This window comes from Humibacillus xanthopallidus, from assembly GCF_006716675.1.
In the GTDB taxonomy this organism is placed as follows: Bacteria; Actinomycetota; Actinomycetes; order Actinomycetales; family Dermatophilaceae; genus Humibacillus; species Humibacillus xanthopallidus_B.
The window spans coordinates 1,720,669-1,742,299 of record NZ_VFPM01000001.1 but is presented as its reverse complement, the minus strand read 5'-3'; the positions used below and the strand labels follow the sequence as shown (position 1 = coordinate 1,742,299).

Annotated in this window: 14 protein-coding genes; 9 read left to right on the top strand and 5 right to left on the bottom strand. The window is 68.6% G+C overall.

Going from position 1 to position 21,631, the window contains the following annotated elements; all coding sequences use genetic code 11:
- The first annotated feature begins 191 nt into the window (after positions 1 to 191).
- Positions 192 to 716, top strand: coding sequence for a hypothetical protein (locus FBY41_RS07580; RefSeq protein ID WP_185748935.1), 525 nt, complete (start codon positions 192 to 194; stop codon positions 714 to 716).
- Between the two features lie 306 nt (positions 717 to 1,022).
- Here the strand turns inward: FBY41_RS07580 and FBY41_RS07575 are convergent, their stop codons facing one another.
- Positions 1,023 to 1,283 carry a DUF429 domain-containing protein gene (locus tag FBY41_RS07575; RefSeq protein WP_141842810.1) on the bottom strand — a complete coding sequence of 87 codons (261 nt, stop codon included), beginning with the start codon at positions 1,281 to 1,283 and terminating at the stop codon, positions 1,023 to 1,025.
- A gap of 136 nt (positions 1,284 to 1,419) precedes the next feature.
- Between FBY41_RS07575 and FBY41_RS07570 the strand changes: the two genes are divergently transcribed.
- Positions 1,420 to 1,761: a hypothetical protein gene (locus FBY41_RS07570; RefSeq protein WP_141842808.1), complete on the top strand. Its 342-nt coding sequence runs from the start codon at positions 1,420 to 1,422 to the stop codon at positions 1,759 to 1,761.
- A gap of 304 nt (positions 1,762 to 2,065) precedes the next feature.
- On the opposite strand, the gene FBY41_RS07565 is transcribed toward FBY41_RS07570, so the two are convergent.
- The 4 genes from FBY41_RS07565 to FBY41_RS07550 form a co-directional block, all read right to left on the bottom strand.
- Positions 2,066 to 4,615: an NB-ARC domain-containing protein gene (locus FBY41_RS07565; protein ID WP_141842806.1), complete on the bottom strand. Its 2,550-nt coding sequence runs from the start codon at positions 4,613 to 4,615 to the stop codon at positions 2,066 to 2,068.
- Between the two features lie 328 nt (positions 4,616 to 4,943).
- On the bottom strand, positions 4,944 to 7,307 hold the full coding sequence (locus FBY41_RS07560) for a beta-galactosidase (protein ID WP_141842804.1): 2,364 nt from the start codon (positions 7,305 to 7,307) through the stop codon (positions 4,944 to 4,946).
- Positions 7,304 to 9,526, bottom strand: coding sequence for a glycoside hydrolase family 3 N-terminal domain-containing protein (locus FBY41_RS07555; protein WP_141842802.1), 2,223 nt, complete (start codon positions 9,524 to 9,526; stop codon positions 7,304 to 7,306). Before FBY41_RS07555 ends, FBY41_RS07560 begins: the two co-directional genes overlap by 4 nt.
- A gap of 1 nt (position 9,527) precedes the next feature.
- Complete coding sequence (locus FBY41_RS07550; RefSeq protein ID WP_141842800.1) at positions 9,528 to 12,986, bottom strand: hypothetical protein; 3,459 nt, start codon at positions 12,984 to 12,986, stop codon at positions 9,528 to 9,530.
- A 215-nt stretch (positions 12,987 to 13,201) separates the two neighbouring features.
- Between FBY41_RS07550 and FBY41_RS07545 the strand changes: the two genes are divergently transcribed.
- From FBY41_RS07545 to FBY41_RS07515, 7 genes are all read left to right on the top strand, one after another.
- On the top strand, positions 13,202 to 14,830 hold the full coding sequence (locus tag FBY41_RS07545) for an ABC transporter substrate-binding protein (RefSeq protein WP_185748934.1): 1,629 nt from the start codon (positions 13,202 to 13,204) through the stop codon (positions 14,828 to 14,830).
- A 61-nt stretch (positions 14,831 to 14,891) separates the two neighbouring features.
- Positions 14,892 to 15,881 (top strand): ABC transporter permease, encoded by a 990-nt coding sequence (locus FBY41_RS07540; protein ID WP_141842796.1) that lies wholly within the window; start codon positions 14,892 to 14,894, stop codon positions 15,879 to 15,881.
- Positions 15,878 to 16,828: an ABC transporter permease gene (locus FBY41_RS07535; RefSeq protein WP_260439617.1), complete on the top strand. Its 951-nt coding sequence runs from the start codon at positions 15,878 to 15,880 to the stop codon at positions 16,826 to 16,828. The genes FBY41_RS07540 and FBY41_RS07535 overlap by 4 nt, the downstream gene beginning before the upstream one ends.
- Positions 16,825 to 18,678 (top strand): ABC transporter ATP-binding protein, encoded by a 1,854-nt coding sequence (locus tag FBY41_RS07530; protein WP_141842793.1) that lies wholly within the window; start codon positions 16,825 to 16,827, stop codon positions 18,676 to 18,678. The genes FBY41_RS07535 and FBY41_RS07530 overlap by 4 nt, the downstream gene beginning before the upstream one ends.
- Positions 18,679 to 18,769: 91 nt before the next feature.
- A complete protein-coding gene (locus tag FBY41_RS07525) occupies positions 18,770 to 19,813 on the top strand; it encodes a LacI family DNA-binding transcriptional regulator (RefSeq protein WP_141842791.1) in 1,044 nt (347 codons plus the stop codon).
- 94 nt (positions 19,814 to 19,907) lie between these two features.
- Positions 19,908 to 20,114, top strand: coding sequence for a hypothetical protein (locus FBY41_RS07520; RefSeq protein ID WP_141842789.1), 207 nt, complete (start codon positions 19,908 to 19,910; stop codon positions 20,112 to 20,114).
- A gap of 200 nt (positions 20,115 to 20,314) precedes the next feature.
- Complete coding sequence (locus FBY41_RS07515; RefSeq protein ID WP_185748933.1) at positions 20,315 to 21,616, top strand: ABC transporter substrate-binding protein; 1,302 nt, start codon at positions 20,315 to 20,317, stop codon at positions 21,614 to 21,616.
- The last annotated feature ends 15 nt before the right edge of the window (positions 21,617 to 21,631 follow it).

The following is a 21,631-nucleotide window of genomic DNA, read 5'->3' as shown; positions in this document are numbered from 1 at the left end:
GACGGACCGATGTCGGCGCGGCATGGAGCAGTGGCGTCCATGAGGTTCGCAGATCCAACGAACGGGGTCGAAAAGCGCGCGTCCCGCCGTCATCAGCCACCACACCGCCACTACGACGATTCCCGCACCTATTGGACTCCCGCCTTCGACGTTCCACCACGGCAGCCACACCTGAAGAAGGGATGCTCAAGATGAGTCCAGAGCAAACCGAGGCTGTTATATCCCCTCGGCCGGCCAAACCCTTTCTAGCCTCGCGCACGGCTGAGTGGCTGCTCGCCACGGCCATGGGCGTCGTCCTTGTCAAGACGACAACGGTGGCCGGCGTGGCGACCGCTGTCAGCACCCTTCCATGGGCCAAGGACTTTGGAACCCTGCTGACCTTCGTGGCGCCGGGCCTGGACACCAGCGCACCTTGGATCTCAGGCGTGGCCCTCGTGCTCTGTGCTTATTCGATCTCGGCGGGAGCCAATCCACGTAATGGCTCCGGGTGGTGGACTCTGGACATCTTCGTCGTCGTCCTAGGTCTCTACATCCTTGGCCCCTGGATCGCGGCGCTCGTCGCCCTCCCTGCGACAGTCGGTGGACTTGCCGCCGCTCACGCACGCGGCAAGTACTGGCCCATGGTGCTCCTGGATCGATTCATGGTTTGGGCCGCGATGGGTTGCCTGAGCTACCTCGTGGTCACCCTCGTGGTCAATGCGACACCTGCTGGCTGAGGTGGAGTCTCGGGGACGATCGCCGCAGTCGCATGCGGCGGAGTGACGCGGGAACACAACGCAATAGCCTTTGGACCTGCCTTCACTCCCGCGATGCACTTGCCCCTCGTGTTACGAGCAGGCCACTCGATCTGGACGCCTAGTGACACAGGCTGCGCCTCGACCAGCACCCACATCGCGGCGGTGGCACCGAGCAACTGAAAGGAGGCGGGCAGGGGGCGTGTCTTGATGCGGCTGTCGTCAGTGAGGAACCGGTCGGTGAGTCGTTGTGCCACCTGCCGGGTTCGCCACTTCTCCCAGTCCGCCTCAGCCGGCATCTCGTGCGCTGCAGGGCGCGCTGTGCCGGTTAGCCATGAGGGCGACGAATAGGTCGGGCCACCCGAACGGGACGTCGACCGCCCACCGGCACACTCTGTGCTCGTGGATGAGCGGCGCAATCTCTGCCGCCCGGAGTGGGCGACGGACCTCGACGACGCGCGCTTCACCCTGAATCGACCAGTCGAGGGCGACGGCAGCAGTCTCGGCCTTATCGGTGGAGACGTCGAGTCCCCAGGTCAGTTCTTGCATGCCACATCCTCACACCTCGCCCCTGACAGCCGGGGGACTCGGCGCCGAAGGGACGCTGGCCCCGTGCCGCATTCGCACTCCCGTCGATCAGGCGCGTCGCCCACTGGCAAGGGCCTGTGGACAGCAGACTGGCCCTATGAGACATCTCCCCCGCCGCAGCCGTGCCGTCGTGACCGTCCGAATGTCCCCGGAGGAGTTCGACCAGCTCATAGACTCTTGGGTGCCCGCCGGCGCCATCCTTGCTGGCGCAGAGCACGGTCGCTTTCGCAACGAGGCCAACGACATTGTCAGTCCGTCTGCTTCGTGGAGTGAGGTCTACGACTTCGGTGAGAATTACGCAGCCGTACTCTTGGCAAAGGCGTTTCTCGACGCTGTCGACGCGGACTACGAGGTTGTGCAAGACATGGCCCCTGCCGCCCAGGACGGAGACGCCTGGAATCGCTGGCGTATCTTCTCAAACTACGACACTCCGGAGTGATGGCCCGCCCGAACGCTTTCAACGCGCTCACCGTGAGTTGCGCTGGCGCTCTGGGTTTGGTCGATCGAGGTGACGAGGCCGTACGATCCGCGTTTGCGTGCAACGACTAGAGGCGTCCCAGCTACAGCCCATGAGAGAGGACGGTTCATCATCTACAGGGAAAGTCACTCGACGGCCCGTCTAGCTCACGGAATGCAAGACTTGACGGGCATGAGGCCGTCTGCGTCCCCGTTGTGTGGCTAATAGGCACGTGTTTCGGTTTCGTAGAGCCCTTCGACCGTGCCGCGCGCAAGGCAATGCAAGCCTACGTTAGTGGTACAGGCTCGCCGGCACGGGCGCCCCTTGGATGATCGTCAATGGGTCGGAACGCGACCGGGGTTCCCTCAACCAAGACATCCCAGACATCAGCGCTTGGGAGCGCGCGGCCGTGAAAGAAGTAATCTGTCTTACCGCATTTGATGAATCCAAAATACTTCTCCGGGAACAGAGTCGTGATTCTACCTATGCGTCTACCCGAATCATGCGGCCCTCGCTCCAAGTGGATTGCGTCTAACGCTCCTTCGAACTGCGCCGACTTGCGCGCCACGAAGTCATCGGATGCCTCCCTCGCGATTCCCTCACATACCTCTATGAGCTGCAAAATCCGATCGAAAGCGATTCCCAAGGGAAAGTCTGATGCGACGGCAGCACACACGGGGAGCGACTCCTCGATGAGTTCAAGGGATTGCGCGTGGGCGCCCGCTTCGGCCAGTGTTTGCGCTCCCACAGCTGCAGCTCGGAGGCCCCAGAGCAGGGCCTCCGAGGTCTCTCTTGGCTGCAATCGGCCCGTCCGAGCCGCATGTGTCGCCGTAGAGATTGCGGAGGACCAGTCGGCGAGAAGAGTGTGAGTGCGGGCGATCTGGGCGAGCACCGCGCTGTCTGATCCGGTCTCCTGCATAGCTTTCTGCAGGCGACGCAGCCCTTGCTTTGGGTTGGCACCGTGGGTGGACAAATAGATGCCGTAAAAGTAATTGAGCGGGGCCGCGTCAGGGGCCAATTCGACAGCACGGTCGTACGCCAGCGCCGCGGAGGGGAAATCGCCGCGTAGATCGTGAACGAGGGCCTCAACACGCCACGCCTCATGGTACGTCGGAGACAAACCTTGAGCTTCTTTGCATAGTGCCAGGGCTGCCTCGCCGTCGCCTCCATGTACCGCCTGCATTGCGTCGCGCAGCAGCTTGGCTACATGAAAGTCGCCAGTGCTTCGAACGTCAACCGTGTACGGATCGAAAGGGGACGCGGAATTCTCGGCACGCAGGGTGTCCCCCAGGGCGCTCAGTTCGCCGTGCCGGGCCACAAGCCATGCGTGTTCCGCCGGGGAGACAGGATGAGCCTTGTCTAGGTACTGCCTTCCAAAATCGCTAAGTTGATAGGTGGTTTCGAGAACCTGCGATGGCGAAAGGCTTTGCATTTGGACGAAGTTGGTGGTGATCAGCGCGAGCAGCGCGGCCTGAATGTCGCTGGAATTGCACTGGTTAACGAACGCAAGTTCGGCTTGGGTTTTGGCCCCGGGTAGGGATTGCATAGACCGGAGAACTGCCTTGGGACTTTCGTCAAGATATTCGTACACATTTGACATGCAGAAGTCGAGGAGAAGTTCATTGTTTGACAGCAGTTCCTCGGGCCGTCGTCCTGCCTGAACTCCCGAGACGAACCATTTGATATAAGCAGGATGCCCTGACATCGCTCCGGCCAAAGACTGGACCTGGGTCTGCGTGAGCGATGTCAGGGCGGGGACCTGTCGGACACGTGAGACAGCACGCAGGAGGTTAGCAGACTCGTCAGCCGTAAGCGGCGCGAGCTGCACCGGGTTTTCAATACCTAGGCCGATGCGACTGGTAATCATCACCTTACTTCCCATAGGAAGATCCAGAAGGAAGTCGCGGAGCCGCTGGTCCAGGACGGTTTCCATATTGTCTAGGATCAGAAGTACTTTGAAGGTTTCTAGGTAGCTGAGCAGCTCTTGGGTGGGATCGGCACTGGAATCTCCTCCAAGTTCTGCAGCGGCAAGGGTGAAGAGTCCAAGCGAGTCTTGCACCGCGTCATTTATGCGACGAATTTCGTTCACGGTCAGGACGGTGGCTTTAGCCGTGACCCAAACGAACGCATCGAAGGACTGTTTGTGGTCGTCAAGAAGTTCGTAGGCCACCTTGAGTGCAAGGGCCGTTTTACCCAAGCCGCCGTCCCCGAGAATCGATACTACGGGGTACGCACCTTTGACAGCCTTCTTAACGCGGTCGACCTGGGCGCGGCGGCCGAAGAACCCAGTCTCATCGAAGTCGGGTACTGGAAGGTTGTTCTGGGGAGCTCGGTCCGGATCTGCGATTAGGTCGACCGTAAGCGCGAGGACATGCGAGGGGTCTTGAGCGATCCGATCATGCGTTGCGGTTAGGCTTGGAAAGTGATCGCCGCGCTTATGAATCAATGCGCGTGTGGCATCAATTACATTTGGAAGGTCGTCGATTTCCATCGGACGCGAGTGCGCTACCCGGTTTCGGGCAGCGAAGAGTTGCCCGTTGTAAGGCTTCAACTCGTCCAAAAGGACCTTCAGGGATTCCGAAAGCTTGTTGTACTGCTTGTTCAAGATGGTGAACGCGTCTGCAAAGTCAAGGTAAGGCAACAGCGTCACAAGCGAATCCGATTGCGGACGTCCATGGTCGCGGGCTCGGCGCCGCCTAATTTGCTCAGCTCGATCGGGGCCGAAGCTCTCGACAATGTCTAGGTCTGGGGCGACAGCCTCTATCTCGGCGCGAAGGTCTTCCTCCAGTGCCGAGAGCAGGGCAAAGCATGTCAGGCGAGCGGCGCTGAAACTCAAGATGTCCCCTGGAGTTCGATTGCGAGTCGGACGTGGCTCAGGCCGCCGTGAACCAGCGCGCGCCACTTTGGGCTGGACCTCGGCACGGCGCCGAGGTCCAGCGGTCCTCGAACCTTACGTGCACATCAGGCGTCAGGCCGTCCCTAACAGTGCAAGCCATCCAATGAGATGGCCTGGCCGCTCAATGGACGCCCGAGTCTGCAGGCAGCACCCGCCGCCTCCGCGCCCTTTCTGGGCGGAAGGGGCTACCGGTGTTCCCGGAGGCCGAGGGAAGAATGGCGATCGCGATGACTCGACGGGGCTCGGCCGTCCCTGCTCATGGTGGGTGTCAGGGGCGCCGGACGTGCTTCCCCGGGTCGAGTGCGCCAGGCCTCCCGTCGACGATGACCGTCGTCCCACCGTCCGCGTTCAGCCCGGTCCGGAACCGCACCGCCCCGTCAGCGCCGACGCCGGCGATCTCGGCCGAGGCCCAGTCGATCCGACGTCTGCCGACCGAGAGTCCGAGCGGCAGGATGTGCCCCGACCGCGCTGGCACGCTCAGGGTCACGCCCCCAGCGATCGCCGTTCCGTCGAGCGCCACCGTCACGGATGCCGAAGCGCCCGACGTGTTGATGAGGTGCAGCGCACGCTGACCGTCGTCGGTGCTCGTGGTCGTCGCAATGACGCCGGGCCACTGCGTCTCCAGGCGCAGGCCGGGCCGCACACCGAGCGACCCGAGCGCGCGGGAGAAGAACCCTGCGTCAGAGGGCACCTGGGCAGCAAGCACCACGACACGCCCCTTTCCGAGCGGCACATCGACGCCGCACACCGCTCCGTCGACGTCGGTAAGGACCACGTCGCCGCGGCTGTGGGTGAGCGACTGCACCCAGCCGGCCCGGGTCTCGGGCCAGGGCGCCGCCCAGCCGTGTGCCACGAGGGACGGGAAGAAGTGTCCGGAGTCGCGTCGCACCTCGCCTCCCGTCACACCGAGCGCGTCGGCAAGCAGCCGACACGGCGACCCGTCGAGCTCGCGCTCGGGCAGCGGCCCGAGGAGCACAAGGTTGCCGCCGGCGACGACGTGCCCGATGAGGCGCTCCTGGACCACCCGCGACAGATGACGACCAGCGCCGAGCACCACGGTTGAGCCCGGACGAGGATCATTCCGCTCCAGATGCGTTGCGCCGAAACGGAATCCGCCGAGCAGCAGCGAGCGTGCGAGGGCCTTGCGCTCCCCGGCACCGCGGTGCGCCGTGAGGTCGTCGACGACCTCCGTCATCACCGACGACCCCGGGTGGTGGTACTCCGTCATGTAGGCGTCCAGCACGAGCCCCAGTGTCACGTCGTCGTGGTCCTCGGTCATCCGCGCGAGCCATGGCTCGTTGGCCTTGACGGCGAGCACGGCGCTGCGAGTCGCCTCGTAGGCGTAGCCTCGCTGGCCCTCGGGCCCCACGGGCGCCGCTGTGCCGTGGCGCTCCCCGGTGAACGAGAGCCGGTCGTTGCCGTCGCCGACGCGCTCGTCGAGCGGCGGATTGATGCCCCCGGCGAAGAGGTAGTAGTTGATGAGCCGGTTGCCCTGGGCGAGGCAGAGACGCGTCTTGAGGTCCGCGGTCGAGGGGTCGTACTGCATCTCCGCCCCACCGCCGTAGTCACCCGAGCCCGCCTCGAACTCAAGCGAGGTGAGCGGCTGGTCCTGATCGTGCACCGCGGCCATGAAGGCGTTCATGACGTAGAGGTCGGTCATCGTGCCCAGCGTGGCCTCGCCGAGGTAGTGGTCCGAGCCCGACACCATCCCCGGGATGCCGGCATACGTGTCGACGAGCTGGCTGATGCCGATCGGGAAGGGGGCTCCGTTGCCGCCCTCGGTGCCGTGGATGTTGATGAGGAACGGCACGCCGGCCACGCCGCGCTCCTCGCACATCCGCCGCAGCAGCGCGACGTAGTCCGCGAACCGCCGCCGCATGAAGAGCCCGAGCTCGAGCCGCAGTGCGCCGGCCACGTCCTCCGTCGGTGAACGCACGAGGGCGGCCCATCCGTCCTCACCCGGCGACACGGCATACGGCAGGGCCCCGACGCCGGTGCCCGACCCCGAGCCCGAGCCCGAGCCATGACGCTCGAGAACGAATTCGCCGAACGCTTCGACCAGCCCATCGGTGAGGTCCGGCGAGTTGGTCACCCACGCGAGCATCCCGATCTCGTTGTCGAGCTGCACGCCGACGATCGGGCCGCCCGCAGGCTGCAGCCGCGGCGCCAGCACCGGCATGATCGCGTCGAACCACCGACCGGTCTCCGCGACGAACGCCGGCGCGAGGTAGTCGACGGTCCGCGACGTGGCGGGGCGTCCGTCCCAGCCCACCGGCACGACCTCGGGGTGGTCGCGATAGACGCGGAACGGGATGCCCTCGTTCTTCAGCTCGGCCATGACGAACGGGCCGGGGCGGGCGAGGAAGCGCAGCCCCTTCTCCGCGGCGAGGTCGATGAAGGCGCCGACGTCACGCTCGTCGCGGGTCGCTCCCGTCACGTCGATCGTGCCGTCCGGCAGCTCGTGGAAGAGCCACGGGATGTAGGAGGCGACGGTGTCGCACCCCGCCTCGACGAGCAGGTCGAGCCGCTGCCCCCACTCCGCCCGCGCGACACGGAAGTAGTGCACCTCGCCTGACATGACGATGCTCGGCCGACCGTCGATGCGGATCTCGCGCTGCGTGATCTCGATCATGAGCTCCTCCTCACCGTCACGGAGACGGCGCCCAGGTGGGCGGCGTCGGGCCCTGTCAGCAGGACGATCTCGCCCTCGTCGACGCGGGTCGTCAGGTCACGGCCGGCGTATGCCGCCTGCTCGGCCCGCACGTCGAAGGTGACCTCGCGCGCCTGGCCGGGTTCGAGGTCGACGAGCGACCAGTCGGTGAGCTCGACCAGGGGACGGGTCACCTCCGCCACCGGGTCGCGTAAGTAGAGCTGCACGACCTCGCGGCACGGCCGATCGCCGGTGTTCGTGACGGTGACCGACACCGTGACCGAGCCGTCCGTCGCCAGCGTCGGGGACGACACGGTGGGCGCGGAGTACTCGACCGTCGTGTAGGACAGGCCGAACCCGAAGGGCAGGCGCGAGTAGGTGAGGGCGTCGATGTAGCGGCCCTCCCGGTGGTCGACGTCGGCCCGGATGAGCCGGCCGGTCGGCCGCTGGTGCGTGCTCGTCGGGATGTGCCCGGTCGAGAGCGGGAAGGTCATCGGCAGGCGACCGTGCGGCTCCACCTCACCGAGCAGGACGTCGGCGAGGGCGTTGCCGGCCTCGGTGCCCGGGTGCCACACGACGAGCACCGCGCCCGCGAGGTCGAGCACCTCGCTGAGGTCGAGCGGCCGCCCCGTGTAGACGACGGCCACGAGCGGCTTGCCGAGCGCCGCGACCGCACGGAGCACGTCCAGCTGGCCCGGAGGCAGGCCGATGTCGGTGACCGACTGCGCCTCTCCGGAGCGGGAGCGGTGCTCGCCGAGCAGCAGGACCGTCGTCTCCGCGACCCGCGCCTGCATGAGCGTCACGTCGGAGAAGCGGCCGTCGGCGACGGTGACGTGGTCGCCGAGGCGCTCGCGCAGGGCCACGCCCGGTGTCACGACCTCCTCGGGCCGCCCGTCGAGCACCCAGGTGCCGAGAAGGGCGTCGCCGTCGTCGACGAACGCGCCGCTCAGCAGGACCGACCCGGTCGACCCGGTCGACCCGGCCGACCCCGTCGTCCCGGCCGACCCGGCCGATGCGTCGAGCGGGAGGACTCCGTCGTTCTTGACGAGCACGTGCGCTGCCTGCCCCGCCCGCAGGGCGACCTCGCGGGTCTCCGGGGTCGGCGCGTTCGACGCGCCGGGGCGGACGGCATACGGGCGGTCGAAGAGCCCGAGGCGGAGCTTGAGGCGCAGCACCCGGCGCACGGCGTCGTCGACGAGCGCGACGTCGACCTCACCCGACTCGACGAGCTCCACGAGGTGCGCGAGGTAGGCGCCGCTGCACATGTCGAGGTCCACGCCGGCCCGGATGGCGAGGGCGGCGGCCTCGCGCAGGTCCGCCGCGACGCCTGCGTTGACGAGCTGGCCGACTCCGTTCCAGTCGGCGACGACGACCCCGTCGAAGCCCCACTCGCCCTTGAGCACGTCGCGGATGAGGCGCTCGTGGGCGTGCATCGGCGTGCCGTCGACGTCGTTGAAGGCCGCCATGACGGTCGTGACCCCGGCGTCGACGGCGGCCTTGAAGGGGCGCAGGTGGAGGTTGCGCAGGGTGTTCTCCCCGACGCTGACGGTGTCGTAGTCGCGCCCACCGGCGGCGAGGCCGTAGCCCACGAAGTGCTTGGCGCACGCGGCGAGCCGGTCGGGGTCGCTGACGTCGTCGCCCTGGAAGCCGCGCACGAGCGCGGCGGCGAGCCGGCCCGAGAGCACCGGGGTCTCACCGAGCGACTCGGCGACCCGGCCCCACCGCGGCTCCTCGGAGAGGTCGACCATGGGGGCGAACGTCCACGCCACGCCGTCGATCACCGCCTCGCGCGCGGCGATGGCGGCGACCTCCTCGGCGAGGCTGGGGTCGAACGACGCAGCGAGGCCGAGCGGGATGGGGCCGACCGTGCGGTGCCCGTGGATGACGTCGCGGCCGAAGAGCACCGGGATGCCGAGGCGGCTGCCCTCGACGGCGTGGCGTTGCGCGGCGTCGATGTTGCCGACGAGCACCCCGGCGTCACGCTCGTTGCCGGCGGTGGCACCCGAGGCGTAGAGGCTCGAGCTGATGCGCCCGGCGCGCAGGGCATCGGCGTCGGCCTCGGGGTCGATGTTGGCGACCTGATGGGTCTGGGCGACCTTGTCAGACAGGGTCATTGCCTCCATGAGGATGTCGATGCGGGTCTCGGTGGGCAGCGTGGCATCGAACCACGGCCGCTCGGAGGGGCCGGAGGGCGACGTCATGTCAGTGGGTCTCCACGGCGATCTCGACGGGTTGGTCGGGCGAGTGGTCAGGCTGGCCGTCGGGGTGGGGGTGCTCCCCGACGAGTGCCGCGCGCGGCACGGCGACCCCGGGGCGGCGGTAGGGGTTGGTGAGTGCGGTCAGCTCCAGGTCGCGCCCGCTCACCGTGATGCGACGTACGCCGTGGCCGAGTGTGCCGGCGCTGAACCGCACGACGGCCGGCCGGCCACCGACGGGCAGGTGGGCGACGAGCTCGCTGCCCGGCGGCAGCACGGGGTCGACCTCGATGTGCTCGCCCCGGGTGCGGAAGCCGAGGAGCACCTCGGTGACGAGGCGGAGCACGAGCCCCGGCCCGGAGGAGTAGATGCGCCAGCCGCCCTCGAGCGGCACGTCCCCGGCGAGCAGTGAGGCGTATCGCTCCTGCGCGTCGTATCGGTCGGAGAACGCACCGTCGGACGAGGAGTAGTAGCAGCTCGTCTGACGCGGGCGAGCCTGCGGCACCAGCGAATCGAGGCCGACAGGGCTCGCCTTCGCCAAGGCCGTGAGGAGGGCGTCTCCGTCTCCGACGCGCGCGAGGGCCTCGGCGTAGCGCAGGTGCGCGTGGACGTACATGAGCCCGATCTCGCGGCCCCAGAAGGTGCTCGCCTCGGCCCGCTGGAAGATCGTCATCGGTCCACCGACATAGCCGACCGGCCGGTCGAAGAGCCGGGCGCCGTCGGGGCCGAGGAGGTGCTCCTCGATGAGGTCGAGGTGGTGACGGGCCTGCTCCGGGGTCAGCAGGTCGGCGCTGATGGCGTGGATCCACGGCAGCACGCCGTAGCCCAGTCCAGTGCGCTCGTCGCGCGGGTGCACGAGCGGCTCGACGGTGCCGTCGTCGTGGTGGAGCAGGTAGCCCGGCAGCACGGGGTCGTCGTCGAGACGTGCGCTGATCGCCTCGTGGGTGCGGTCCGCGAGAGCGGCGGCGTCGTCGGCAAGCTCGGCGACGCCCCCGGCGCCGCTCGGCCTGCCGGCCGCCGCGCCGTCGGTTGCTGAGCCGTCCGCCGCCGCGCCGTCGGTCGCAGCGCGCAGGCCCTCCGCGAGCGTGCGCAGCGCCTGGGTCTGGAGCACCGCGGTCCACGTCGACACGAGCCGGGCCGCGAGGGCGGGGTCGGCCGGCTGCAGCGAGTCGTTCCAGTCGCCGTGCCCGTATGCGGGCAGCGGGCTCCCCGGAACCGTGCACTCCGTGATCCGTGCGACGGCACGCCGCAGGTGCTCGATGACGGGCTCGTCCACCGTCAGGCCGTCGTCGCCGACGAAGGGCAGTCGCTCGTCGAGCAGGCTCGCGTCACGCGTCGTCCGCAGGTAGTCACCCGCAGCGAGCACCGGCCAGAACACGACGTCGCCGTGCGAGTCCTGCTGACCCGCGGACGCCAGGGGTGGGAGGAAGTCGAAGGCCTGCGGCCAGTCGCCCCGGGCGTTCTGGGCGCGGAAGAGACGCAGGAGGACATCGCGGACCGAGGCCTGGTCGCCGAGCGCCGTGAGCAGGCCCACCGGCCCCTGGCTGATGTCGCGGGTCCCCCAGGCGCCCCCGGAGAACTGCTCGAGCCCGCGCGGCGAGAGGTAGTGGACGAGGGCGTTGTGTGCGAAGAAGGGCAGGGCCGCCGACAGCTGCTCGGCTCGGGCCCGGTGCGACTCCGTGCTGCTCGTCAGCGAGACGGCGCCGGCCGTGCGGCGCCAGAAGTCCCGGCCGAGAGCGGGCGAGCGCGGCAGCACCTCGTCGCCGCCGAGGCGGTCCGGCCCGCGACCCGTCTCGGCGGTCAGGGTCAGCTCGACCTCGTCGACGGGGTCGACCAGCACGGTGAGCCAGCCGGGTCCGCGTGACACGCCGTCGTCCTGGAGGCGGCCGTCACCGACCTCGGCGTCCCCGGGGGCCGACCACGTGAGACGCCAGTCGTGCGGGGCGTCGGCCGTTCGCAGGTGCGCGGCCTGCTCGCCGACCGCCACGGCCGGCGGCTCTCCGAGGTCGTCGGCCACCTGCCAGGCCAGCAGGAGGCGGCGGGCTGCTCCGCCGTGCTGGGTGATGCGCAGGCCGAGCATGTGCTCGTCGGCGGGCGCGCTGGAGGTGACCTCGACCGCGGGACCTGACGCGGCGGCATACCACCATCGGCAGTGGTCGAGGCCGAGGAACCACGCGCTCGGGCACTCGAGCAGCTGCCAGCCTGCGGCGTCGTCCTCGACGAAGACGCGCACGCCGTGGGCGCGCTGGAGCCCGAGGTAGGTGCGCCGCCCGGTCGCGACCGGGTCGCGGCCGACGTGTCCGCGGGTGATCTGGGAGTGGAAGGTGCCGGCCATCCACACCGTCGAGGTGAGTCCGCGCGAGTCGGGGGTGAGCGTTTCTCCAGTGCGCAGGATGTGGCCGTGAGGGCGCAGGACGGCGAGATCCTTTGCTGCAGTGACGAACTGGCCGTCGTTCACCATCCAGGCGACCTCGGTGCCTGAGGCGTCGCGCTCGATGTGCGTGCGACCGGAGAGCAGCCCGGCCCGGTCGAGCGTGGCCCGGTCGAGCGGCGCCGACGGGTGGGCGGCGGCAGACGACCAGAGTGTGCCCGCATCGGTGCCGACGAGCTGCGGCTCGTCCTCGCTCGTCGACGGGGCGTCGTGCAGGGCCACCGCGGCCCACCGGGCGTCGGCGTCCGACGTGGCCTCGGGGTGGTCGGGCAGCACGATCCCCCAGAAGCCCGTGAGGTGCGTCTGCCCGGGCGCGAGCTCGGTCGGCTGGTCCTGCACGGCGACGAGGGAGTGCTCGTGCTGGAGGCGCCGGCTCGGCAGCGACGGGCGCTCGAGGCCGCTCCACCTGACCCCGCCGGCCGTGCGCTCGACGAGCTGCAGCGCATCGGTCGCCCACGACTCACCGCCACCGATCGCTCCGATCATCAGCCAGGGAGCGCGCTCACCGGGCATGTTCTGGCGCACGGCCACGGCCACGCCCTGGTCGGCCGTCTGCACGGGCGACAGGTCGAGGTACTGGCTCACGTAGTACTCGTTGGTGCGCACGGCGCCCATCGGGGCCAGGGCCGGGTCGTGGGTGAGGACGGCGTCGACGGTGACCGGTGCCGCACTCGTGTTGGTCACCTCGAGCAGCCAGTGCCACGTGGCGTGCTCGGTGCCCAGACGCAGGGCAAGCCGGTAGTCGACCCCGTCGTGGGCGCCCTCGACGACGACCTCCCGGTCACCGAGCCGCACCGAGGAGCCGCTGCCCGGCCCCAGCAGGGGGCGCCGACGGATGCCGCCCGGCCGGTGGACGCGCAGGTGCACGTTGCTCAGACCCGCCTCGGCGACGGTGGCCGGCGCGAGCAGGAGGCTGAGGCCGAAGGCCTCGAGACGGTGGAGTGCACCGTGGTGCAGCACCTCTGCCGTCACGCCACCGGGGCTGGTGAGCAGCTGGCGGGACAGCGCGGTCAGGACGGCTTCTTCGTCGAGCACCCGTCTTTCCTATCAGGAGCGCTTCGCTTTCGATGTCTCGAATCCCCTTGAAAACAAATGAAAGCCGATTCCCCGCGTGGCTGGGCCATGAAAGTAGTTACATGCTTTCCAAGCCGTTGACAGGCCCCTTCCGGCGGTTACGTTGGCCCCCAGTCACCCCATGGGAGGTCGCAACGATGCGCACTCGATCCACCACTCTGGTCCTCACTGTCGCCATGGCACTCGGCCTGAGCGCCTGCGCCGGAAGCGCGGCGCAGAAGAACGGCGCCGCCTCGGCGGACGGCATGATCGCCCAGCTGACGTTCCCCTCCGAGGCCGACGCGGCCGTCGGCGGGCTCGTCAACTACAACCCCAACTCGCCCAAGCCGCTGACCGGCACGTGGCTCTACGAGCCGCTCATCGTGCGCAACAGCCTCACCTGCGAGGAGACGCCGTGGCTCGCCGAGAAGGCGACGTGGGAGGGGGGCGAGAAGCTGACCCTCGACATCCGCCAGGGCGTGAAGTGGAGCGACGGCACGCCGTTCACGGCGAAGGACGTCGCCTTCACCTTCAACCTCATGAAGCAGTACCCGGCCTTCGACAAGGCGGGGGTCTGGAACGACACCTTCGGAGCGCCGGCCACGTCCGTCACGGCCGAGGGCAACAAGGTCGTCTTCGTCTTCTCGGGCAACGCCGCCCCGAAGTACGACGGCATCATCAGCACGAAGATGCTTCCTGAGCACGTCTACTCCAAGGTCGGCGACCCGACGAAGTACGTGGACAAGGCGCCCGTCTCGACCGGCCCCTTCAAGGTCGCGAGCTACAACGGCCGCCAGCTCGTCCTCGAGCGGCGCGCCGACTACTGGCAGGCCGACAAGATCAAGGTGCAGAAGCTCGTGCTCGAGGGGCAGTACGACGCGGCGCAGGCCGCGCTCAAGCTGCGCTCCGGCCAGCTCGACGCCTACTTCGGCGAGATCCCCAACCCGAAGAAGACGTTCGTCGACTCCGACCCGAAGAACAACCACTTCTACTACGCGCCGAACGGCATGACCGTGCTCACGGGCAACGACGAGAAGCCGCCGTTCAGCGACGCGAAGTTCCGTGAGGCCATCTCCTACGCGATGAACAAGGAGGAGATGTCGCTCAAGGCGACCTACGGCGTCATGAAGCCGGCGAGCCAGACGGGCCTCAAGCTGCCCTCGATGGAGTCCCTCCTTCCGGAGGAGTACGCGGGCAAGGACACCGTCGTGCCCTTCGACGTCGCCAAGGCCAACCAGCTGCTCGACGCTGCCGGCTACAAGAAGGGCGCCGACGGCAAGCGCACCAACCCCGACGGCTCGCCGCTCGCGGTCAACTTCTCGGTGCAGGCCGGCTGGATCGACTACCAGGCCATCGCCGACGTGGTCGTCAAGGGCCTCAACGACGCCGGGGTCGACGCCAAGGTGACCGCATCGGCCCCCGACTCGATCGACGGCCAGAAGAAGACCGGCGACTTCCAGCTGCTGCTCGAGTACCTGCACGGCGGGTGCGAGCTGGCGAAGAACCTCGGTGACAAGCTGTCGAGCAAGCGCATCCCGACGAAGACCGACATCTTCCCCAACGTCCAGCGCTTCAAGGACCCGGCCGTCGACGCCGCGGTGAGCCAGCTCGCCGCCCAGACCGACAAAGAGGCACAGAAGAAGTACCTGGCCCCCCTCGTCGAGACGATGATGACGGAGTACCCCGTCACCTCGCTCATCTACGCGCCCGCCCGCATCCTCTACCGCACGGACAAGGCAGTCGGCTGGCCGAGCGAGGAGGACCCGTACGCCAACCCGCAGGACGACAAGCTCCTGTGGATGACCCACCTCACTGCCCCGAAGTGACCACCCGCCCATACGCCGGAGCGGCTCCCGCAGTCGCTCCGGCTGGGTCAGGGAGGCCCAGATGACTTATGTCGCAAGGAAGTTCGGCTTCTTCATCGCCACGCTGTGGGCGGTCGTGACGCTCAACTTCCTCATCCCGCGCCTGCAGCCCGGCGACCCCGCAGAGATCATGGTCAAGCGGCTGGCCGGCAAGGACGCCGCTCTCGACCCCGCCCAGGTCAAGGCCATGCGTGCGATGCTCGGCGCGCCCGACGGCTCCCTGTGGAACCAGTACGTCACCTACCTCGGCGAGCTGGTCCACGGCAACTTCGGCCTGTCCTACACGTACTACCCCTACTCGGTGACCGAGGTGATCGGCCAGGCCTTCTGGTGGACGGTCGTGCTCGTCGTCTTCACGCAGGTCGTGTCGTTCGTCGTCGGCGTGGTGCTCGGGGCGTATGCCGCGTGGCGCCGCAACTCGCGCCTCGACTCCGTCGTGACCCTCGGTTCCACCTTCCTCGGCACGCTGCAGCCCTTCTGGATCGGCCTGCTGCTGCTCTACGTCTTCGGCTACACCGTCGGCTGGTTCCCGACCTCGGGCGGCTACGAGGAGGCGACGCCCGGCTTCAACTGGCCGTTCATCCAGGAGGCGGTCTCGCACTCGTTCCTGCCGGCCCTCGCCCTGCTCATCGTCACGCCGATCGGCTGGATCCTCGGCATGCGCAACACGATGATCATGAACCTCGGTGAGGACTACATCCGCCTCGCCAAGGCCAAGGGTCTCCCCGACCGGCACGTCGCCCTGAAGTATGCCGCCCGCAACGCGCTGCTCCCGAGTGTCACCGGCTTCGCGCTCGCCCTCGGCGGCGTGCTCGGCGGCGCGATCCTCGTCGAGACGGTCTTCGACTATCCCGGCCTCGGCCGCCTCATGGGTGAGGCCGTCGAGAACAAGGACTATCCCCTGCTGCAGACGCTCATGCTGCTGACGACGGCCGGTGTGCTCGTCGCCAATCTCGCGGCAGACCTGCTCTACGGCGTGCTCGACCCCCGAGCCAGGAGGGCCGAAGGATGACGACCGAGACGACTCCGCTGCCCACCCCGGGCGAGGACTTCATGGCCGAGGGCGAGCCCCGGCAGGACCTCGCCGTCGAGCAGGTGAGCGACGCGACCCGCCCCGACCAGTGGTGGCAGGTGGTCTGGAGCAGCAAGAAGGCGCGGGTGGGCATCGGGATCGTGGCGGTCTATGTGGTCGTCGCCGTCTTCGCCCCGCTCATCGCGCCGCACGACCCTCTCGACAGCTCCTTCGTCCCCCTGGCCGGGCCGAGCTCGACGAACTGGCTGGGCACGACGACGAGCGGGCAGGACATCGCCTCGCAGCTCATCTACGGCGCGCGGATCTCGCTGCTCGTCGGCCTCTTCGCCGGGCTCATCGCGACGGTGATCGCGACCGTCATCGGCATGATCTCGGGCTACGCCGAGGGCACGATCCTCGACGATCTGCTCTCGTTCGTGACGAACGTCGCCCTCGTCATCCCGGCGCTGCCACTCATCATCACGCTCGTCGCCTACTCGGAGGTGCGCGGCATCTGGCTCATCGTCGGGGTCATCTCGATCACCTCGTGGGCCGGCGCGGCGCGGGCCAAGCGGGCCCAGATCATCACGCTGCGCAACCGCGACTTCGTCACGGCCGCCAAGTTCTCCGGTGAGGGGACCTGGCGCATCGTCTTCCGCGAGATCATGCCCAACATGACCTCGCTCGTCGCGGCGAGCTTCGTCGGCGCAGCGACCGGCGCCATCGCCGCGGAGGCAGGTCTCGCCGCCCTCGGCCTCGGCGACAGCCAGAGCGTCTCGTGGGGCACGATGCTCTACCAGTCCAACGCCCAGGGGGCCATCGCGCAGGGCCTGTGGCTGTGGGTCTTCGTTCCCGGCCTCGTCCTCGCGATCCTCATGACCGCCATGACCTTCATCAACTTCGGGGTCGACCTCCTGAGCAACCCCCACCTCCGGGAGGACGCATGACACTCCTCGACGTCCGCGACCTCAGCGTCCGCTACGAGCCCAAGGCCTCGCGCCCGCTCGACGCCGTGCAGGAGGTCAGCTTCGCCATCGAGCCCGGAGAGTTCGTCGGCCTCATCGGCGAGTCCGGCTCGGGCAAGACGACGCTCGGGACTGCCCTGCTTCGTCTGCTCCAGCGGCCGGGGCGCATCAGCGGCGGCTCGATCACCTTCGACGGCACCGACATCACCGCGCTGCACGAGGACGACCTGCGCTCGCTGCGCTGGCGCGACGTCTCGACGGTCTTCCAGAGCAGCATGAACTCCCTCAACCCGGTCGTGCGCGTCGAGGCCCAGTTCCGCGACGCCATCGAGCACCACTCCAGCCTGCGCGGCGAGGCCGTGACCCGACGCGTCCGCGAGCTCTTCGACATGGTCATCATCGACCCGAAGTTCATGACGGCCTTCCCGCACGAGCTCTCCGGCGGCATGCGTCAGCGGGTCAACCTCGCGCTCGCCCTCGCGCTCGACCCGAAGTTCATCCTGCTCGACGAGCCGACGACCGGTCTCGACGTCGTGGTCCAGCACTCGATCCTCGAGAACGTGCGGCGGCTCCAGTCGGAGCAGGGTTTCGCCGTGCTCTTCATCAGCCACGACATCGGCACCGTCCTCGACCTGTCCGACCGCATCCTCGTCATGTATGCCGGCCGCATCGTCGAGGACCAGAGCGCGGGCGCGCTGCTGCGCGAGCCGCTGCACCCCTACACGAAGGGCCTGCTCGGCTCCTACGGCGACCCTCGCGCCGAGACCGTCAAGATCACCTACGTGCCGGGTCGTCCGCCCGACCTCAGTCTCGACATCGTCGGCTGCAGCTTCGCCCCGCGGTGCCCCGAGAGGATCGACCTCTGCCTCGAGAAGACGCCGCCGCTCGAGCCCCTGAACGGCGGCCGGGCCGCCTGTCACGTCGCCGCCCTCCAGCGGAGGGATGGCGGCGCGGAGCGGTTCGGCGAGCCGAAGCGCGGCTTCGTGGGCCCGCAGTTCGTCAAGACCGGCGACGAGTCACGCAGCGCCCTGACCAACGAGGTCGTCCTCTCGGTCGAGCACGTCTCGAAGGTCTTCGAGCGCCGGCGCGGCTTCACCGTGACGCGCACCGAGGCAGTCAGCGACGTCAGCTTCGAGCTGCGACGCGGCGAGGTGACCGCGCTCGTGGGCCAGAGCGGCAGCGGCAAGTCGACGCTCGCCAAGATGATCACCGGAGTCGAGAGCCCGTCGCAGGGGCGCATCGTCTTCCACGGCCCCCAGGGCGACAAGCTCGTCTCCGGGTTCAAGGGGCGGGCTCTGCGCGACTACCGCAGCGACGTCCAGATGGTGTTCCAGGACCCCTACAGCTCGATCAACCCCGCGAAGCGGCTCGGCTACGTGCTCTCGCGCCCCCTCGCCAACTACCAGGGGCTGCGAGGCGAGCAGCTGCGCGAGCGCGTCCTCGAGCTGCTCGAGAGGGTCGCCCTCACACCGGCCGACCGCTTCGTCAACCGCTACGGCTACGAGCTGTCCGGCGGTCAGCGCCAGCGCGTCATCATCGCCAAGGCGCTCGCCGTGCAGCCCGACATCATCGTCGCCGACGAGCCGATCTCGAGCCTCGACGTGTCCATCCGCGCGGAGGTACTCGAGCTGCTGAGCGACCTCGTCAAGGAGAGCGACGTCGGCATCCTCTACATCACGCACGACCTGCTGAGCGCGCGCATGCTCTCCGACGAGGTCATCGTCCTCAACGGGGGCAAGGTCGTCGAGCACGGACCCACCCTCGACGTGATCCGCGACCCGCAGGACGACTACACCCGCACCCTGCTGGAGGCGATCCCCAACCCGTTCTGACGGCATACGGAGGCTGCCCTCCACCCCGCGTCGGTTCGCCTTGTGGGCGGGCACGGTGCCGTGCACAGTGGACCCGGAAGAAGGAGCCCCGGTGTCCCTCGAGCACGACGACGCGCGCCCGGTCACGATCTACACGGTGGCCGAGCATGCCGGCGTGTCCATCGCCACCGTGTCGCGCGTGCTCAACGGCTCGACCCCGGCGTCGGCGCGCACCCGGCAGCGGGTGCTGCGCGCGGTGGAGGAGCTCGAGTACGTGCCGCTGCGGGCCGGCCGGCCCGTCGACCGGCCCACCCACGAGACGCTCGGCCTCGTGCTGCCCGGCCTGCGCGGGCCCTACTACTCAGAGCTGCTCTCGGGCTTCGAGTCGACGGCGGCCGCCGACGGGCAGTCGACGGTGGTCGTCGTGTGCGACGCGTCCAAGGACAAGGACGCGGCGGTGCGCAAGATCCTCGGGCGCATCGACGGCATCGTCATCGGCAACGACACGATCAGCGACGCGATGGTGCGCCAGGTCGTCCGCTCGACACCGACGGTCCTCGTGGCCCGCGACGCGATCGAGGGCTGCGACGCCGTGCAGGTCGAGAACTTCATCAGCTCGGCGGAGCTCACCCGCCACCTGCTCGACCACGGGCGCCGCGCCCTCGTCTTCGTCGGCGACCCGGAGGGCTCGCACGACATCTCCGAGCGCTACCGCGGCTTCCAGCACGCCCTTGCCCGCCGCCGTGGCGCGCAGGTCGCACCTCCGGTGCGGGTCGGCTACGAGGAGATCCACGGCCGGGCCGTGCTGGGCGCGATCGAGGCCGTCGAGGCCGCCGGGACGACGATCGATGGGCTCGTCTGCGCCAACGACGAGCTCGCGCTCGCCACGATGGTGCTGCTCGCCCGGGCGGGCCGCTCGGTGCCGGGTGAGATCGCGGTCGTCGGGTTCGACGACATCATGACCTCGCGCTACCTCGCGCCCGGGCTGACGACCGTGCAGCAGCCGATGCGTGAGCTCGGCCGGTGGGCGGCGATCCGCCTGCACGAGCGCATCGCGGGCCGCACCTTCGACGTACACCCGCAGGTGCTGCCCACCCGGCTCGTGCTCCGCGGCTCCTGCGGCTGCGACTGGGACGAGACCGCCTTCCTCGGCTGAGGGCTCCCTGGCACCCGAGAAGTCGGGTCTCGTCCGGTATCACCGGATCCGGCCCGTGTCTCTGTCCTTCATCTCTCGAGGACGGAGGACCGCCATGGCCACGCAGGATCAGGGACGCCCCCGCGCTGTCGACCTCGCCCCGGTGCCACGCGCGGCGCCGTTGCGCGACGAGGACCACCGCGCGCTCTACTGCCCCGAGTGCGGCATGCCGACGTGGGTGGAGTGGCGCGACGGCGACCACGTGAAGCTCCGCTGCTTCTCCCGCCACTGGTTCCTCATGCTCGCCGAGCGGCTCTGCTGACCGCGCTGACCGCACTGACCGCGCTGACCGCGCTGACCGCGCTGACGGCGCTGACCGCGGCGAAGCGCTCGGCGTCGGGAACCTCCTGATGACTCCTTCCACGGCATACGATCCCTTTCATCGGGTATGCCGAGAATGTCGCTATCGCGACCTCTGTGATCCACCGACCCGGGTCGGTGCCGAGCCAGCTGGGAGTCACCATGGCGCACCACGTGTTCAGAACACCGCTCACCCGGCGGTCGCTCCTCTCGCTCGGCGGTGCAGCCGCCGCGACCGGCGTGCTCGCCGCGTGCGGCAGCAACACCGGACGCGAGCCGGCGGCCACGGGTGGCGCGAGCGGCGGCGGGAGCGGCGCCACGATCAACCAGTGGTACCACCAGTACGGCGAGGCCGGCACGCAGCAGGCGGTGGAGAAGTACGCCGCCGCCTACACGGACGCGACCGTCAAGGTGAGCTGGAAGCCCGGCGACTACGACCAGTCCACCGCTGCCTCGCTGCTCACCGACGCCGGCCCCGACGTCTTCGAGTACGGCAACGGCCCCACCATCGACATGATCAAGGGCGGCCAGGTCGTCGACCTCACCGACCTGCTCGGCGACGCCAAGAGCGACTTCAACCCGAGCATCCTCGCGAGGATGACCTACGACGACAAGGTGTATGCCGTCCCGCAGGTCGTCGACATGCAGCTGCTCGTCTACCGCACATCGATGCTCGACAAGGTCGGCGTCACGCCGCCCCAGACGATCGACGAGCTCATCGCCGCGGCCAAGAAGCTGACCCAGGGCAACGTCAAGGGCCTCTTCCTCGGCAACGACGGCGGCGCCGGCCTGATGGGCGGCCCGATGCTGTGGTCGGCCGGCTTCGACTACCTCACCGCCGACAACCAGTTCGGCTTCGACGACCCCAAGGCCGGAGCGGCGCTCGGCAAGCTGCGCGAGCTGTGGGACGCAAAGGCCGTGCTGCTCGGTGCGCCGAAGGACTGGTTCGACGCCTCGGCCCTGACCTCGGGGCTCACGGCCATGCAGTTCACCGGCCTCTGGACCTTCCCCGACATCAAGAAGGGGCTCGGCGACGACTTCGGCGTCATGGCGTGGCCGGCCTACGACAGCAGCGGCAAGCAGTCGGTGCCGGTCGGCGCCTACGGCTCGTGCGTCAGCGCCAAGAGCAGGGACGTCGAGGCCGCGAAGACGTTCGTCAAGTGGCTCTGGGTCGACCAGACCGCCTACCAGCTCGACTTCGCGACAGCGTACGGCTTCCACATCCCGTCGCGGACGAGCCTCATCAGCCAGGCGACGACCCTCACGGACGGCCCGGCCGCCGAAGCCGCCAAGCTTGCGACCGAGGTCGGTCACGCCCAGAGCCCGATCCTCTGGACTCCCAAGTGCGCCACCGCGTTCGGCGACGCGATGAGCCGCATCGTCAAGGAGGGCGCCGACCCGATGGCCGAGATCGCCAAGGTCAAGGCCGTGGCCGAGCCCGAGCTGAAGCGGGTCCTCGGCTGAGCGCGGCAGCCGGCC

Excerpts from the sequence above, each read along its gene's own strand:
- FBY41_RS07540 (WP_141842796.1), top strand. The coding sequence starts at position 14,892 with ATGACTTATGTCGCAAGGAAGTTCGGCTTCTTCATCGCCACGCTGTGG.
- FBY41_RS07560 (WP_141842804.1), bottom strand. The coding sequence starts at position 7,307 with ATGATCGAGATCACGCAGCGCGAGATCCGCATCGACGGTCGGCCGAGC.
- FBY41_RS07575 (WP_141842810.1), bottom strand. The coding sequence starts at position 1,283 with ATGCAAGAACTGACCTGGGGACTCGACGTCTCCACCGATAAGGCCGAG.
- FBY41_RS07570 (WP_141842808.1), top strand. The coding sequence starts at position 1,420 with ATGAGACATCTCCCCCGCCGCAGCCGTGCCGTCGTGACCGTCCGAATG.
- FBY41_RS07530 (WP_141842793.1), top strand. The coding sequence starts at position 16,825 with ATGACACTCCTCGACGTCCGCGACCTCAGCGTCCGCTACGAGCCCAAG.
- FBY41_RS07535 (WP_260439617.1), top strand. The coding sequence starts at position 15,878 with ATGACGACCGAGACGACTCCGCTGCCCACCCCGGGCGAGGACTTCATG.
- FBY41_RS07515 (WP_185748933.1), top strand. The coding sequence starts at position 20,315 with ATGGCGCACCACGTGTTCAGAACACCGCTCACCCGGCGGTCGCTCCTC.
- FBY41_RS07580 (WP_185748935.1), top strand. The coding sequence starts at position 192 with ATGAGTCCAGAGCAAACCGAGGCTGTTATATCCCCTCGGCCGGCCAAA.
- FBY41_RS07555 (WP_141842802.1), bottom strand. The coding sequence starts at position 9,526 with ATGACGTCGCCCTCCGGCCCCTCCGAGCGGCCGTGGTTCGATGCCACG.
- FBY41_RS07520 (WP_141842789.1), top strand. The coding sequence starts at position 19,908 with ATGGCCACGCAGGATCAGGGACGCCCCCGCGCTGTCGACCTCGCCCCG.
- FBY41_RS07545 (WP_185748934.1), top strand. The coding sequence starts at position 13,202 with ATGGCACTCGGCCTGAGCGCCTGCGCCGGAAGCGCGGCGCAGAAGAAC.